This is a genomic window from Paenibacillus sp. MT124, from assembly GCF_058792755.1.
The window spans coordinates 1,602,891-1,617,558 of record NZ_CM179500.1 but is presented as its reverse complement, the minus strand read 5'-3'; the positions used below and the strand labels follow the sequence as shown (position 1 = coordinate 1,617,558).

The 14,668-nt window shown below is 48.6% G+C and carries 8 protein-coding genes; 1 reads left to right on the top strand and 7 read right to left on the bottom strand.

Annotated elements, in window-relative coordinates:
- Positions 1 to 35 precede the first annotated feature (35 nt).
- The 4 genes from AC3RCI_RS07450 to AC3RCI_RS07435 all read right to left on the bottom strand — a co-directional run bounded on the left by AC3RCI_RS07450 (position 36) and on the right by AC3RCI_RS07435 (position 8,031).
- Positions 36 to 4,544, bottom strand: coding sequence for an Ig-like domain-containing protein (locus tag AC3RCI_RS07450; protein ID WP_492528288.1), 4,509 nt, complete (start codon positions 4,542 to 4,544; stop codon positions 36 to 38).
- Positions 4,545 to 4,595: 51 nt separating this feature from the next.
- Positions 4,596 to 5,465 (bottom strand): carbohydrate ABC transporter permease, encoded by an 870-nt coding sequence (locus tag AC3RCI_RS07445; protein ID WP_183522861.1) that lies wholly within the window; start codon positions 5,463 to 5,465, stop codon positions 4,596 to 4,598.
- A 19-nt stretch (positions 5,466 to 5,484) separates the two neighbouring features.
- Positions 5,485 to 6,384 (bottom strand): ABC transporter permease, encoded by a 900-nt coding sequence (locus tag AC3RCI_RS07440; protein ID WP_236414948.1) that lies wholly within the window; start codon positions 6,382 to 6,384, stop codon positions 5,485 to 5,487.
- A gap of 84 nt (positions 6,385 to 6,468) precedes the next feature.
- Entirely contained in the window at positions 6,469 to 8,031 is a 1,563-nt protein-coding gene (locus AC3RCI_RS07435) for an extracellular solute-binding protein (protein ID WP_492528287.1), read from the bottom strand.
- Between the two features lie 328 nt (positions 8,032 to 8,359).
- Between AC3RCI_RS07435 and AC3RCI_RS07430 the strand changes: the two genes are divergently transcribed.
- Positions 8,360 to 10,708: a helix-turn-helix domain-containing protein gene (locus AC3RCI_RS07430; protein WP_492528285.1), complete on the top strand. Its 2,349-nt coding sequence runs from the start codon at positions 8,360 to 8,362 to the stop codon at positions 10,706 to 10,708.
- Between the two features lie 208 nt (positions 10,709 to 10,916).
- Here AC3RCI_RS07430 and AC3RCI_RS07425 read toward each other — a convergent pair whose 3' ends face one another.
- From AC3RCI_RS07425 to AC3RCI_RS07415, 3 genes are read right to left on the bottom strand one after another with little or no spacing between them, the layout of a single operon-like run.
- The gene (locus AC3RCI_RS07425; protein ID WP_492528283.1) at positions 10,917 to 12,638 is read right to left on the bottom strand and encodes a helix-turn-helix domain-containing protein; all 1,722 of its coding nucleotides are present in this window, start codon (positions 12,636 to 12,638) and stop codon (positions 10,917 to 10,919) included.
- A 45-nt stretch (positions 12,639 to 12,683) separates the two neighbouring features.
- On the bottom strand, positions 12,684 to 13,460 hold the full coding sequence (locus tag AC3RCI_RS07420) for a ferric iron reductase (RefSeq protein ID WP_492528281.1): 777 nt from the start codon (positions 13,458 to 13,460) through the stop codon (positions 12,684 to 12,686).
- 1 nt (position 13,461) lies between these two features.
- Positions 13,462 to 14,502, bottom strand: a complete 1,041-nt coding sequence (locus AC3RCI_RS07415; RefSeq protein WP_492528279.1) for an ABC transporter substrate-binding protein — start codon at positions 14,500 to 14,502, stop codon at positions 13,462 to 13,464.
- Positions 14,503 to 14,668: the final 166 nt, after the last annotated feature.

Here is a 14,668-nt window from a genome sequence, read left to right as displayed (position 1 = left end):
TGACCATATGATCGGAAAGGCTTTTTTTCTGTCGTCTATTCTGTTGTTACAGCCTGCACATCCCGAAGCAGGTAGGCTGCCGCTTCCTCCGTAATATGTTTGCCGCTCTGGGCTTGAACCTCATGGAGAAACGCTTCCGTATTCCCATTATCTAGTTTCTTGAGCAGGCTGTTAGCGATCCCGCTATTGTCAATCCAGGACTTTTCCTGAAAAAGTGCTACCAACGCTTTCAGTGAGCTGATGTCTGCAGAAGTTGAGAATGTCACAACCGCTTCCTGTTCATTCCCCGCTTCGTCTGTGGCGGTTACTGTGAAGGTGTGAGTTCCCAGGGGCAGCGTATAGAGAAGCACCGCCGCTCCCTGCTCGATCTGCTGATCATTGAGCCTTGCTGTACTCTTCAATTCATCAACCCCGGATACCTCATCGACAGCTGTCCAAGACAGATTCAGGGAGTCTGCACTTGTATAATCTCCAGCAAGCGGCTCTGCCACCGAAATGATGGGAGCCGAGGCATCCAGATTAAACTCCAGAGATTTCGCTTCCTCCGCGTTTCCGGATGAATCCAGTGATCGGTATAGAATGGAATAACGGCCATCCTGACTGAAAGTTAGGGAGTCCTGATAGGCCAGCCAGGTATCCCCTCCATCCAGACTATATTCTGTCGATGCGGATGCAGAACCTTCAGAAGACAAGGCAAGGGTTACAGGCTGTGTATACCATCCATTCATGCCGTCCGGTTCTGCCGGACTCATCACGGCCGTGGTCTCAGGAGCAGTTCGATCCGTATCAATTAGGGAAAACTTGATATCATCAAACCACATTTCGCTGAACCCGCCTACATAGAAGCCTACCGTTCCCGATGAATTGTGCTTGGTATCCGAACCTTCAAGTCGAAGTTCCCCGTTTACGTACACGCGGATGTCGGCACCTTCGGCCCGGATGCGGATGGTATACTCGGTATTAGGCTTCAGGTCCTGATCAGGAAGATTTGTCGTTTTCAGAGCTGTCCATGCCCCATTGTAAAGAATCCACTGTGAAGTGCCGTCTCCCAGCTTCTTGTATGCAATTTTCCCGGATGTGCTGGAGACGGAACGATCATATACATAAAGTGTTCCCGTATCCGGCATGACCGCCGGCGTCTTCAGCGTGAAGGTAAGGTCATAGTCGGTATATGTCTTTGAATGAAGGGCCGAGGCACCTTTGAGAATTTTATACTTTTTGTTGCCATCTACAGTTGTGATACTGCGGTTCGGGTCCACCGGCCATCCGTTCGCTCCCGAATCGAAATCCGTAAAGTGCATCACATCAGATACCTGAATGCGTACGGATGCTGAAGCTTCCGGGTTGGCGACTGATGTTACGGTGATTTCAGCCTCCCCTTCCGCCAAAGCAGTTACCAATCCATGTTCATCCACAGCGGAAATTCCCGGTTGGGAGGTATGAAAGATGACCTCCTTATTCTCGGCGTCAAGGGGATCAAATTGAACTTGCAGCTGCTTTTGTTCCCCCTTGACCATGTTGACATGGCTCTCACCCAGCAGCAAACCCGATACTTCCCTGCTTGGAACGGTAAATTTGATGTCATCAAACAGAAGCTCACTGAAGCCGCCGGCATAGAACCCAACCTGGCCGGATGCATTGAATGTCGAATCGCTCGCCTTTAGCTTCAATTTGTTATCCACGTAAACACTAATCTCCGGACCCTTAACGATGACTTTCATGTTATAGACCGTATCCGGCTGCAGATCAGGAGCAGCCAGCGTATTCTGCTTCACTGCCGCCCAGGCCGCATTATACAGGAGCCAGGCAGATGTTCCGTTTGCATACTTCCGGTAACCAATCCTGCCGCCGCTTCCGCCAGAGTTCAGCCGGTCAAACACATAGAATGTGGCATCATTTGCAATGATTTTCGGCGTCTTCATCTTAAAAGTCAGCTCATAATGATTAAACTCGTTCTCATTTAACGTTGTTGCTCCTTTAACAAGCTTATACATATGGTTGCCGCCTTCAACCTCGACAATGCTTCGGTTCGGGTCTGTCGGCCAGCTGTTCCTGCCGTTTTCGAAATCGGTATAATCGATAATGCCATCCCCAACTTCAACGGTAACCTGGACCTCATCTTTTAAGGCCGGGTTGTCAGCAGAAACGGCTGTAATCGTTGCGTTCCCTATACTAACACCCTTCAGCTTGCCGCTTGAATCCACCTTAACAATTGAAGGGTCGCTCGACGTGTACTGAATAGCGGGGTTCGTTGCGTTCCAGGGAATGACTGCGGAATATAGAGCGAATGACTTCCCAATCCCGATGGTTACGCTCTCGTCATACAATTGGATTCGATCTACAGCAATATGATCCGGAGCCAGGTATGGACCGGCTTTCCCCTGGATTCCCATCTCACTGAAAGGGATGGCCGGGAAACCAGGGATCTTTTGGAACACTTCCGCATCCGCCTTCAAATTCAGATCCCCATTCGCGAGATTAACGAAGCCAGGATCATGATCCGTAATCCAGTTGTTCGCATATTGGAGCAGGTTTCGTTTGTCATTTGCTCCCTGATTATTGGTGCCGCTTAATTTCCTCGTCGGGTTATAGATCACATTGTTCTGAAACGTGTTGGTATCCGGATAATACCGGTTCTCCGTGAAAAAATCCGCCAGTTCCGGGTATTTCTCCATATGCGGCGTGCCTTCGAAATTGTTGTTCTTTTCAAACAACGCCTTCCATTTGGGCATATAGTTTTTGGAGATTTGCTGATCCGGTTGATCGCCTAGATACATGTCCGAATATTCATACGGTACCTTTGCATCAATAAAAATATTGTTCCGGGTCTTGATATGGGCACCGCCGTTATTGAGAATGGCATCGTTACCCATACCCTTAAATATGTTCTCTTCAATGGTAATGCCCATCGTAAAGTTATCCGGATATACCCCTTGAACCCCTGCCTTGCCTTCCCCGATATTGTGGAAATAATTCCGGCGGATTACCGATCCCCGTTCCTGAGGTGACTCGCCCAGATTCATATAGATGGCACCGAGATCCGAGAAGGTTTTGCAGACGTCATAAATATTGTTGTATTCCACGAGATGGTCATTGCCGAAGATCAGCATTCCCGGATGGGGAGCGTCATGAATTTCGTTGTGTGAAACCTTGTTCCCCGCACCGGTCAGGAAGATGCTCGGATTATAGGCTTTATGGTAGTAAGCAAAATCATGGATATGGCTGTTCTCCACGACATTGTTTCCTGGCTCAAGCGTCTTCTTATCTCCACCATTCAGAATCACCCCGGTCCCTCCGATGTGATGAATATGGGAGCTGATCACCGCATGATTCACTCCGTCCACTTTGGCAAAGTCGTTATACAACCAGCGGCTCTGCGTATTAATTAAGACACCGCCATTGGAGAAATTACGTATTTCGCAGTGCTCTAATCGGACGCTGTCACCGCCCATAATAACCGCTGCGGAGTCCCGGCCATTCTCCAGGATCAGGTCCTCAAAGGTCACATGCGAAAGATTATTCGCGTTAATCATCGGTGTTTTAAGCATTGTAACCATGATCTCAGGGTGATCACTTTCAAAGGCAGCCGTAGGCATAAAGTAGAGTTTACCCTGCTTCCGGTCGATATAATATTCACCTGGCATATCGATCTCCTCAAGCAGGTTTTGGGCAAAATGGAAGTCCGGGTACCAGTTGGTAAACAGACCGCTCATCTCTCCGTATGCCAAGGTAATCGTCTTGTTACTTGTATCGATGGATGCGACTTGGTTGTACGACCATTCCCAGCTGTAACCGAATATGCCATCCAACCAGATGTCATCGGCTTCTTCCCAGAGATCCGGTCTTTCGTAATTGTAGGTAAAGGTCCCGCCGCGTGTCTGCAAATCCCGGTCGCTGCGGGTTGGTCCGGGATCGGTAATGGTGCCCATCTGGACCGTTCCATTGTTTGGCCAGCGAGCAAGGGTCATGCCTTGACCTTCGACATACAGCTCCATCGGCGGAACTTGGCTGACGTCATTGGCTTTGTAATAACCATGCCGGCTCATTACACCGTAATCCGTGATGCCTTGAGCTTTCAGGTCTGCCTGCAGAACCTTCGTTCTGGCATCCGCACTGATGATTCGGTCCAGGACATTCGTGTCCGTTACCGGAGAGAACCAGCTTTTCTGAAGTTCCAGACCGCCGTTTAACCGTACGCTTTCTCCGGGATAAGCCTTGTAGGTTATCCGCTTATTCTCCGTACCGGAGTCCTGCTCCTCCAGCAGAAAGCTTTCGCTTCTATTATAGGTGCCGCCCCTTAAATAGACCGTCACACCGCCTTCAGGCAGCCCGGAACCCTTCTTCAATTGCCGGATTGCATCCCTGGCCTTCTCAAGTGTACGGAATGGATCGGCTTCCGTTCCCGGATTCGAATCATCACCATCATTTGAAATATAAAAGACAGCACCAGGGTCCACCGTATCTTCCGCATTCACTCCCGTAACCGGCAGACATCCCACCAACAACACCAGGATTAATGCAATAATGATCCGTCTCCTCATCATCTTCGGAAATACCTCCCTTATAAGATCAATCAGATAAAATGTGCACAATCACTAGCCTTTTACAGACCCAATCATGGTTCCTTTTTCGAAATATCGAAGCAGGAAAGGATACATTACGATTACCGGCAAGGAGCTGACAATGACAGCCGCCATTTTCAAGCTCTCCGGAGCAGGTGGTGTTGCAAGCGTCGCCGTAGTAAACGGGTCGAGCTTGCTCTCGATGAGGATCTGGCGGACAACCTGCTGCAGCACGAATTTGGATGAATCCGTGACGTAAAGCAGATTATCCATAAACGCATTAATGTGATAAACCAGATTCCAGAGCCCGATCGTCACAAGAGACGGAATGGACAGCGGGAGAAGGATGCGGAACAGAATCCGCAAGTCTCTTGCCCCGTCGATACGAGCTGCTTCGATCAGCGCATCCGGAACGGAGCGGAAAAACGAGATCATCACAAGTACATGAAAAGCATTGGCAGCGGATGGCAGCACATAGACCCAGTGCGTGTTAAGCAGATGCAGTTCTTTGATTAATAGATATTGCGGGACAATCCCGCCATCGAAGATCATCGTGAACAACAGCAGCATGATCAACAGCCGCTTCATGGGCAGATCGGGACGGGAGAGCGGATAAGCGGCGCAGACGGTAACGAGAAGTGTTAAGGTCGTGCCTACGACCATCCGAAACAGCGTATTCGCATATCCTGACCAGATTAATGGATAGTCCAGAAGCCCGCGGTATGCTTCCCACTCGAAATCCCGAGGATAAAAATGAAATCCGCTTCGAAGTGCTTCTCCCCTACCGCTAAAGGAGACGGACAGGACATGAATGAAAGGGTACACAACGATGAGTGCCAGGATGGACAAAATAAGATAGATCATGGCGGGTGCAATAAGCTCTTGCCATCTTTTTATTTTCATGACTGTCTTCCTCCTGCCTTTACCATAGACCGCTCTCGCCGCGGCTCAATTTTCGCACGGTCAGATTAGCCCCCAGAATTAGCAGGAGCCCTACCAGCGATTTAAACAAGCCTATGGCCGCCGTGTAGCTGTACTGAAACTGCTGCAGACCTACCCGGTAGACATAAGTATCGATGACGTCACCCGTTTCGTAATTGACCGGGTTTAACAGATTGATGATTTGTTCGAAGTTTGCGCTTAAGAAACCACCAAGACTGAGGATGAACATAATCGCGACGGTTGGCATAATGGAAGGGATATTAATTCGAATGATTCGCTGCCACCGATTGGCTCCGTCAATAACGGCGGATTCATGCAGCTCCGGGTTGATCGCCGCCAAAGCAGCAAAGTAAATAATCGAGCCCCAGCCGATATCCTTGAGGATCGAAGAAATGACCACAATCGGGCGGAAATATTCCTTCTTTCCCATATAAAAGACAGGTTCCCCTCCAAACCACTTCACAATTTCCCCTACAACGCCGGACGTTGGAGAGAGAAAATAAATAATCAGCCCGGACATGACGACCCACGATACGAAATGAGGCAAGTACATGGTCGTCTGGATGAACCGCTGGAAATACCTTGACCTCACCTCATTAAGCAAAATCGCCAGTATGATTGGTGCGGGAAAAGCAAAGATCATCTGATACAAATTCAGGAGCAGCGTATTTTTAAGTAATCGATAAAAGTCCCCATTCTGAAATAATTCCTGGAAATGGCGGAATCCCACCCACGGACTTCCCCATATCCCGTCGACTACCCGGAAATCCTTGAAGGCAATGACGACGCCATATAAAGGGCCGTATTTAAATACGACGAAGAATGCGAAGGCGAATAGAAATAATAAAAGCAGCTCTCCGTGTTTTTTTATTGTTTTCATGACGCACTTCCTTGTTAAACCGAACCTGGAAGACCTTCCGCAAGGGATCATTAATCCCTCACGGGTGTCCAGACCAAGTCCGAGTTATTTTTTGAATTGTGCTTGGTACATTTCATTGGCTTCCTTCGTTAGTTCATCGCCGCCTTTTGCCTTCCATTCCGTTACGAATGTATCAAAATCAGTCAGAGGAATTTCGCCGCTGATGATTTGTGCAAAATATTTTTGCATGAGTGACGTCAATTCCTGTTTGTATTTTCCGTCCGAAGGCAGCACAGAGAATAACAGCGCATCGGTCCATCTTGGAGCAGATGAATATGTTTTGACCGCCTCATTCAGCTTCGGATCGGAATATTTGTCCCGATAAGCCTGAGTGGTAATGTTACCAAAAGAGAACAGACGGATTCCCAGTTGATCACGCTGCTCCTGCTTATCGAATCCAGGCAGGAATGTCGTCGCCCCCGAGGTAGCACCGCTTTCAGTAAAATCCCATTGCTCCCCCTTTACACCAAGGCTGGTCATATTGATGGTCTCTTCATCATTGCTCTGGGCCTGTAGAATTTCGAACAGCTTCTCAAGCTTCTCTGGCTGATCCTTGACTTTGCTGCCGATAACCAAGAAATTGCTCTTGATTCCCCAATCCCATGAGCCGTCACCGCCAGGTCCCTTCGGATTTTTGGAGAATGCCATCTTGGCATCCGGATTCAATGCCAGCATTTCCTTGACTGTTGCCGATTCCGGCAGGGCGCCTTTGCTGATCTGCTCTTCAATGACACCGATCCGATTGTTATACAGTTTCTTACGATAGGAATCCTGTGTATCTGTAATAAATTCCGGATCGATGACCCCATCCGCGTACCATTTACGCAGCTTCGCCAAGGCTTCCTTGGTCTCAGGCATGATCGATCCATTTACAATCTGACCATCCCTCTCCATCCACATGGTCGGCTCGACACCGAATGCACCGAAGATGGAATAGAACCCGGATGACCACGTGGACGTAGCTGTTCCTGTCAACCCGTACGTATCCTTCATACCGTTACCGTCCGGATCCTTTTGTGCAAAGGCATAAACGGCTTCCTCGAACTCATCCAACGTCTCCGGGACTTTCTGAATGCCAACCTGATCCAGCCAGTCCTTACGCCACAACATCCCCAGATCGTAGGGCTTCAAATCGATAAACATCGGGATAGCCCACAGCTCGTTATTAACGGTAACAGTCTGAAAAAGCTCTTTCTTTTTCTCAATATCCGCGTAATACTCCGGCATTTTCTCCTTCAACATGTTCTGATCAATGCTCATTAACACGCCCTGATTTTGGTAAGCGATTACATTAGAAGGATCACCGAGCATGAATATGTCTGGTATATCCCCGGAAGCGATACTGGCGTCCGTTACCTTCACGGGTTTGATCTTTACATTAAACTTTTGCTCCAGCCACTTCTGGACCTCCGAGTCATTGACAACTCCATCCGCGGCAAAATGAATGCCCCAGGAGATTTCGATCGGATCGGAGTTTGCTCCCGGCGTTTCTCCTGCATTTGAACTCGGGCTTGAGGTATTCGTCTCGGAAGTGCATCCGGTAAGCAAGCTTGCCGTTAAACTTACAGCCAGTAAGATAACGCTTACAAATTTGATTCTTTTACTCAAAAGAACCTACCCCCTGTTGTTGGATTGGTTTTGGATTCGAAGATTCCCGCATCCTGCATAACGACCCGGCCGGGTATTGGAAACGGTTTTTACATACTTAAAATTTAAGCTTTAACCCTTCCGGCGCACAATCCTCTCATTCCATTTTTTTTATGTTTTTGGCTTCAGAAGCCGCGTAGAGTCACTGACGTTATTCCGTTTTTTGAATGTTTTTCAATTTCGATCTGTTCTAAGTCCGCTGGTGTGATATATAATGGACTGCACAACTGTTGAGATCATCAAATTTTATTGTAAGCGCTACCACCACTGAGGTAAGGAGGGGATTGCCATGAGGGGACTTTTTGCCATGAAAAATAACTCCATGTTCGTGAAACTGCTCCTATCGATGACTGCCATAGCTTTGATCACTGTTATTCTCATTTCTTCGGTCACTTACATGATTTCGGCTGATAACAGTGTCCGTAACGCCATCGGTTATAATGAATCTGTCTTGACTCAGCAGAAGGAGCTGATTCATAAGGAGCTGACAACCATCGGAAATGCGGCCAATAGTCTGCTGATGGCTCAATCCTATGTGTACCATACCATCGGAGGCAAGCTCTCTGTTAGTTCATTAATTGATCTATCCACTCTTGTAGAAGAGCAAAAAAAGCTCAGTCCCTACATCGATTCCATTTATCTGTACTATGCCCCGCTCGAACTTGTCCTGACATCACGCCCGGAGGTAAAGACATCTCCTATAGCCGACTTTGCTGACCAATCCTGGATGGATACCTTAAATCAAGACTCAGCATCTCGTACCGTCTGGTTAACGGGAAGAACGAATGGATTTTCTCCGGATCGTTCTGCGACCTCCCTCATTCAGAAGATGCCACTGATTGGCCAAGTGGAGGGCGCGATCGTCATTAATTTGAATCTGGATCGACTCTTCGCTGACTACTTAAGTCATTACAATAGCAAGAAAGGCACCATCATGGTCATTGGCCCACAGGGTGAACTTCTCTATTCCGATGCTCATGACAGAGAAGCACTCCTTCAGGAATGGGATGCCGAACAGATCACATCAGACAGCGGCTACTATATTGGCGATTCTGATCAGATCGTATCCTACACTTCATCAAATATGACAGGCTGGCGATTCGTCGATATCACCGAACGATCCGTCCTTCTGCAAGGCATGAACCGAATTAAAGTCCTCATTTGGACAGTCGCCATCCTATATATAACGGCTGCTGTTGCTATTTCCTATTTTTTATCGAGAAGACTATATCGCCCGCTGCAAAGTGTGATTTCCTATATTGTGAGCTCTGAAGGATCCGAACGGCGCGACAGATCCGGCGCCCCTAGCAGCACGGATGAAGCAGGCTTTATCCGTCATTCATTTGAGCAGATGACACGTAACCGCGATATGTTAATCAAAGAAAAGCTAAAAGTGGATGAACTCCTCACCGGAAATCGCACGGCTATTAAGGAAAAGTATTTGAACGATTTAATCCAGGGAAACGTACAGGAGGAAGCACCAAACAGACCGGACCATGCGGCAGAGCTGCTTAGATTACAGGTTAATTTCAATCGTTTTGCCGTCCTGACCCTTGAACTCGAGGAGCATCAGCCGATGAGCGGATCGGAGGATATATTCCATTCCCATCTGCTCCAATACGGTCTGATGGAAGAGTTGGGAAAGGATATCGACGGAGAAATTTTTGTCAAAGACAGCAGGCACACGGTCATCCTTCTCTCCTTACATCCGGATGCCGATGATACCTTTCCTGTGGAACAAGCCAGAAGCCTCAAATCATATTTTCTCAGTCGTTATGGGATCTCTGTGACCATCGCTGTCAGCCGCATTCACTCCGGAGAACAAGCCGTACGTGCAGCTTACAACGAGACCCAAGAGGCACTAAATATGAAAATCTACATTGGGAAGGGCGAAATTCTGCCCTATTCGATCCTTGATGAATGGAAATCGGAAGAAGGTACCTACTATTATCCGTACGACCTCGAAACGAAGCTGCAGCAATCCCTGCTGAAGACGGATAAAGAGGAATGTACTGCCGTGATCCGGGCCATCACCCGGGAGGTGCTGAAGCAAAGGCTGGGTAAAGCCAATATTCATCAGCTATATGTTCAGTTAAGCGGGGAGCTGGTTAAAACACTCGTTCAGACTGGCGGCGAGGTGACCGCTGTTATCGGTGAAGGATCGTCCTATACCGATGCTCTAGCGCGCGCCGAAACTATTCAAGATATGGAGGAATGTGTCTTAACGATATGCAATAAGATTATCGACTACCACCGGGTAAAGCGCTCCAAAATGACGGATGTAACTCTTCAGCTGGCAACGGAATTCATGGACAACCATTACAATAAGAATATATCTGTGGATAACGTGGCGGAACATGTAAAACGCAGCTCGTCCTACTTGGGTCGCATCTTCAAAGAGTCAACGGGCATGACGGTTAATGACTATCTCATCCAGCTGCGCATCAAGCGCGCCATGGAGCTGTTGAAGCAGACAGATGCTTCCGTTGAGGAGGTTTGCCGGGAGATTGGGTATGCAAACGTCAGCTATTTCAACAAAATATTCAAAGCCAGAACAGGACTTACCCCCGGACAATTTCGGCACCAACACGCGGCAGACCAACGGTTAACTCAGGGAAAGGGGCCGAAGACATCCTAAATGGGCCAATTTCCGAAAGAAGAGTCGACCAGGCCCGACCAGACGTTCCGTTGTTCTTGGCATTCCGTAAAGAGCGATATATCACTAAGATGACTCGCTTAGGTATGTTAAATGTAAAAAGAAACCGTCCCTTTGGTATGTGATTGCGCACACTTCCATTTTACAAGGAACGGTTTCTTTGGGTTTTATCATTTTCAGGATGGGGCACTCAAGCCAACAAAGCCTGAGCAATCTGATCGATCATGCCATTGATGCCGGTTGGTCCATAACAGCCGATCCATGTTGCAGCATCGACCGAGTATACGCGCTGCCGCTCACTGGTATCCAGCATCCCCCAGACACTTTGCTCTGTAGCAGACATCCCCTCCTGCATGGTTTCGCTGCTAAGCAAAAAGTAGTGGCTGGCATGTACGGCCGGCAGTCTGTCAACCGAAATATGATAAGCCGTGTCGGAGGGATCGGCTACAAATAACGGGGCAGGTAGACCCAGGTCTCGATAGAGCACAGCACCTGTACGATGAGAAGCTGTATGTACCCGAACCATAGAGTCAAACGGACGAATTAATGCCACGCTCTTACCTGCCAGTACAGGAGCAAGTTCTTCTGACAGCAATGCAGTTCGTCGATGATAATCTGCAACGATTCGCATGGCCTCTGCTCGCTTGCCTGTCAGTTCACCGAACAGACTCAGAATGGTCTGCCAGCTCTCATTGCGTTTAAACATGAGAACCGGAGCGATCCGGCTTAACCGTTCATAGTGCGCTTCATGCACCTCCGTACATATAATCAGATCCGGACACATTCGTTCCACCGCTGGCAGATCGGGATACTCATACGTTCCGAGTAATTCGGTACCCTGAAGCCTTGCCCTGATATATTGAGGGAAATGGAATGCCGCGCTTCCCGATCCTACACTGCCTGCCGGGGACACCCCAAGTGCAAGCAGATGATCCGCATATTGTACATCGAGTACAGCAATACGCTGTGGAGATATGGTGACATCATATTGACCTCGCAGATGGCAAATCACGGTACCTTTTGACGACTCGTACCAGGAAGCCATGCGGTTCTGCGGCAAGGGATACATCGAGAGAGCACTTGCTCTCGAAGCAGCATTTTGCCTATAGAACTGCGGAGGAACTCCGTGATATTTCTTAAACGCCCTGCTGAAATAATACATATCGCGATAGCCCATTCTCTCTGCAATTTCCCCAATAGGGGCATCGGTATGACGGAGCATCCGTGATGCACTCTCCATCCGCAGCTGGATGACGTACTCCATCGGCCCAAGCTGCTTCTCCTGCTTGAACCGTCGCTGCAGCTGTCTTACGCTGCATCCCGCAAGTGCAGCCAGCTCTTTCAGCTCCAGATTCTGGCGATAATGCCCCGCTATATACGCAGCGACAACATCCACCATGTCTGACGCTGTTCCGCCCTGACCACGTTCATACTCCATAATGAGTTCGTAGAGCATCCCCTGCAGCAGTGCATTGGCGTGAAAACGTTCCAGCCCTTCGCCCCTATTCCATTTCGCTGCAATTTTCTCCGCCATCTCAACCCATTCCGCCTGAGTTCCCGGGTGCTCAACAAACGAAGTACGCAGCGGGTGATTGCGGTGCGAGGGCAAAACAAGGGAGACTCCTTCCATGGAGACTGCCTTATACATGATCAAGATATAATCCATGTTGTCTGAGGTGGCAGTCAGTGTAAAGGCGGATCCCTCTATCACATGAGCAGCAAAAGAAGCTCCAATGTGGCAAACCTCACCATTCATTGCAAGCTTCCCTTCTCCCCCGCCGGCCAGCAGCAACAGATTTGATGTTAATTCGGCTTCGCTAAGACTACTGCCTGGCTGCAACGTACCGCTATGTACGTCAAGCATCTTGATCGTCGTTTCACTCCATAGACTTGTCTGTTCTTGCAGCGGCATTTCTCTCATCTCCTGACAATAGCAAAGGTAAGGTTGTTGCTGCTGTCATTTTAATTGAGATTCATTCTCATTGTCAATTTTCGGACATTTGTTGCAATACTCCTCTGACATCTGATAGTACAAGCAGCAGGTAATGCGCTTGCTCTTCGCAACAGGAACGTTGTTTTTGGTTTCTGTAAATCGGGTAAACGGATTACGTTTTAAACCGAACACCTGCCCTGGCGCGCCTTGTGTCAGATAAGTAAAATCATTCTGCACCTGCTGGTTTTCCAGCCCATCATCATCTGCATCAGGTGTATACAGCCGGCCAATACGTACCATGATATTCTCCCAGAGAATACTCATGGATAGAGGTGCAATTGCAGCAAGGGACTTTAACAGTGGTGTAAGCTGTACCGCAAACATCTCTTCTACCACCTTTTCCCGCCACACTTCCCTATCTCCTGTCACTGCATCTGCCTGAAGCCGATTCACCGCCAGATAAGGGAAACGTGTCCCCCCCTCATGAGCGGAGAGCGTCGGATGATAGAGGAAGCTGTTCTCCAGCTCAAAGGAAACATGCTGATGATGAAAAGTCATCGCCGTCACCAGCGGAGCGGTCCACAGATAGCCAATTCGCTTGGCTAGCATCGAAGCGGCAACCTTCATGTCTGGCGCATCAATATACCCCTGAAACCAGCTGATATATTCTCGGCAGGCAGATGCTTCATGCAGCTCGCTCAAAGCAATGGTACGGACACTATGTTCAGGCGGCTCACCGAGCCATATCGAATGATCCTCCACGGTCTCTTTCCATAAGTCTGTCGAGAGATACGGGTTCATATTAATTCGATCCGAGCAGGGCTTCGGATGCCTGATCAACAATCAGATTAATGGCAAGCGGTCCATAGTATGCGATCCAAAGGGTCGAATTCACATCATACGCACGGTTATTCTTCACGGCATCAAGGGACTTCCACACTGGATTGTTAATCATAGCCTCTGCTTCTGCAGCAAACAGCTCATCCGACAGTACGAAATAACGATCCGCGCCAATCTCCGGAACCTTCTCCATTGAGATTTCAACAGAGGTATCATCCGTGATTCCTTCAACGAGTGCAGGCATGTTCAAGCCCAGATCCTGATACAGAATGACGCCTGTGCGATGCTCAATACCATGAACACGAATGCCTTCTTTTCTCGGACGGATCAGGGCTACCGTTTCATCTCCCATTTTCTCTGACAGCTTCGCCTTCAGACCAGCGACTTTGTCCTCATACGCTTGACGCACCTTCTCTGCCTCGTCCTGCTTGTCTGTAATCTTAGCGACAGTAGCTAACGTATCGCGCCAATCTTCGTAGAAGTCGAGTACAAGGGTGGGTGCAATTTTGCTAACATTCTCATACTGTTTCTCCTGGAAGTCGGTCATGATAATCAGATCGGGGTCCAAGGCTACAATCGCTTCCAGATTCGGCTCGTCCCGTGTACCCAGAACCTGTACGTCACTCGGCTGATCACCTAGGTATTCTGGAAAATCGGTGTTGCCTCCAGCGATAACACTGCCTGCCGGCTTCTCGCCAACGGCTAACATTTGATCCAGAAACTTAACATCAAGCACAGCAATTTTATTTGGTTTTTCGTTGAGTGTCAGCTCACCCTTCATGTGCTTGATCGTTACAGGAAAAGCTCCGGCGGTTTGGGTTTCTTCATTCGCGGGTGTCTCCTCTGGCGTTGCAGCAGACTGCTTACCGCTATCTGTACCTGTTGCAGCACCGCAAGCCGTCAGGACAAGAATCAGGGCCAGCATCAGGCCTATTAACAATCGTGATTGACGGGAAGCGTAGACATTGCTTCCAGCCGCTTGCCCCTTCGTTACTTGATTCATGATGAATCCCCCTTATGTATAATACTGATAATGATTTTCATTATCGAAGCATAAGGAGAGTATAAACGATCTCCGCATCGCGTTACCATGTACTTTTACGACATTTCAACCGGACTAATGCGACATGCAGAGAGAAGGAGGTTTACATTCTAAAAAGAGTAACCCT

Bases quoted from the DNA above. Each gene is read 5' to 3' on its own strand.
- AC3RCI_RS07450 (WP_492528288.1), bottom strand. From the start codon at position 4,544: ATGATGAGGAGACGGATCATTATTGCATTAATCCTGGTGTTGTTGGTG.
- AC3RCI_RS07445 (WP_183522861.1), bottom strand. From the start codon at position 5,465: ATGAAAATAAAAAGATGGCAAGAGCTTATTGCACCCGCCATGATCTAT.
- AC3RCI_RS07440 (WP_236414948.1), bottom strand. From the start codon at position 6,384: ATGAAAACAATAAAAAAACACGGAGAGCTGCTTTTATTATTTCTATTC.
- AC3RCI_RS07430 (WP_492528285.1), top strand. From the start codon at position 8,360: ATGAGGGGACTTTTTGCCATGAAAAATAACTCCATGTTCGTGAAACTG.
- AC3RCI_RS07425 (WP_492528283.1), bottom strand. From the start codon at position 12,638: ATGCCGCTGCAAGAACAGACAAGTCTATGGAGTGAAACGACGATCAAG.
- AC3RCI_RS07420 (WP_492528281.1), bottom strand. From the start codon at position 13,460: ATGAACCCGTATCTCTCGACAGACTTATGGAAAGAGACCGTGGAGGAT.
- AC3RCI_RS07415 (WP_492528279.1), bottom strand. From the start codon at position 14,502: ATGAATCAAGTAACGAAGGGGCAAGCGGCTGGAAGCAATGTCTACGCT.